The 1,988-nt window shown below is 31.0% G+C and carries 1 protein-coding gene and 1 pseudogene; one reads left to right on the forward strand and one right to left on the reverse strand.

Annotated elements, in window-relative coordinates; all coding sequences use genetic code 11:
- Positions 1–9: 9 nt before the first annotated feature.
- Positions 10–1,173, reverse strand: coding sequence for a ligand-binding sensor domain-containing protein (locus AC1DND_RS26660; RefSeq protein WP_477585718.1), 1,164 nt, complete (start codon positions 1,171–1,173; stop codon positions 10–12).
- A gap of 527 nt (positions 1,174–1,700) precedes the next feature.
- Between AC1DND_RS26660 and AC1DND_RS26665 the strand changes: the two are divergent.
- A pseudogene (locus AC1DND_RS26665) lies at positions 1,701–1,988 on the forward strand (glycoside hydrolase family 127 protein); the annotation flags it as partial.

Consider the following 1,988-nt stretch of genomic DNA (forward strand, 5'->3'; position numbering starts at 1 on the left):
AGACACTACTTAGACACTACTTTTGCTTCCGTTTGGTAAATATGTCGTAAACTGTTGCGTTTTCAGATTCAACCGGTTTAAACCAGCATCTTCAGTACCAATCCAAAGGTCACCATTGTCATCTTTAATAATTTTCCTTACGGCACCTCCGCTAATAGAGTTTTGCCCTTTTTGAGGGAAATATTTTTTGAATTGTGTGTGTTCTTTTTGAAGATAATTGATTCCACCAAAATAAGTTCCAATCCAAATTCCGTTTTCTTTATCGACCGTTATTGAATAAGCCGCATTATCTGAAATGGTATACGGATCATTATAGTTTTTTTTGAGATTGACGCTTGTTTTCGTCTTCAGGTTGTAAACATAAACTCCAGATTCGCTAGCAATCCAAAGTTCGTTATTATTCCTTTTATTAAATTTTCGTACATAAACCGGATTTTTAGTCGAAAATTCTAATCTAGAAGTTGTTTTGGTTGGGATATTGTACACTAAAACGCCATCAGTGTGTGTGCCAATTAGAATATTATTTTTATCCAAAGCATAAATAACGGAAATACTAAAGTTGCCTGAAGTTGCGGGAAGTGTAAGTGGAAGATTTTCGAACGAAAGACTTTCTTCAGAATAATGATATATTTTATTTGAAGAAGAAGCCCAAATTTCTCCGTTTGCATCCTGTGCAATTGAAGTGGCAATAAAATATTTGCCTGGATTAAAAATTTCGGTTTCTTTATTTTGGGTTGAATATTTGTACAGAATGTTTCCTGAAAGAAACCAGATATTCCCTTTTTTATCGTGATTTATGTCATTAATCCTATTGTTTATGGCTTCGTTTAAAATCGTAAACCGATCTATTTTTCTATTGTATTGATACAAACCTTTATCTGTACCAACCCAAATTACTCCTTTGTATTCATGTAAAGATCTTATAAAATTGCTTCCTAGGCTATGAATTGGGTCTCCATTGCTTCGATAAGTTTTAAAACGATAACCATCAAAGCGATTCAAACCATCTTTAGTTCCAAACCACATAAATCCATCTTCATCCTGCAATGATGCCAAAACGGTGTTGTGGGAAAGGCCTTCTTCAGCTTGAAAATGGTTAAAATAATAGTCTTGGGCTTCAATAAAATTTGAAGAAAAAATTAAAGAAAATAAAAAAAGAAAGAATTTACGCATTGTTATATTTTTTATAATGAAATCAATGTTGGGCAAATTGTGTCAAATTTCAACAGCATGTTGCAAGGCGCTATTTGCTTGATCTTTTTTATGCAATTTGAATCATTTTATATTAAAAATGACACGAATAAAGCATTTTAATTTGATTTAAAATCATCTATTTTGACTTTTCAAATAAATGAATCTGATATTTCTGATGTTAAAAAAGGAAGTATTGATAGAATTAAATTTCAGCAAAAAACATTACTAATCTTATAATATTATCCTAAAAATATTAAAATGAAAAATCTGCTAACTGCTGTTATAAAGTTGGTGCTTTTTCAATTTAGTTAAAAATATGAAGAGGAAACAGAAATAGTTAAAAAAGATTCAGAAACAAACATTGGTTTTTAGTAAAAGAAAGGCAGACAGTGAAAATTTGATGGAAAGAGAGTCAATTTATATTGACGGGAATTGTTTCGAGCTGTGCTTTAAGTGAAGATATTATTTGAATAAGAACCAAATTACAATTTATCAGAAATTAAATTATGAAAAATACGTTATTATTACTTTTTGCCCTATTTTCTTTAAGCGGTTTTGGACAAACCAAGGGGCAAAGAGTTCAAATCGAACCAATCAATTTTTCTAAAGTAAAGATTACCGATTCTTTTTGGGAACCTCGTTTGAAAAACCATGCAGCAAGTATATTAAGTACTTGCATTTCCCAAATTGAAAGTCAGACAGGACGTATTGCTAATTTTGTAAACGCAGGGAAAAGGTCAGGAAAACATTCTGGGATTTTTTATGATGATTCGGATGTATACAAAGCATTGGAA

Source organism: Pedobacter sp. 01N416, from assembly GCF_056399685.1.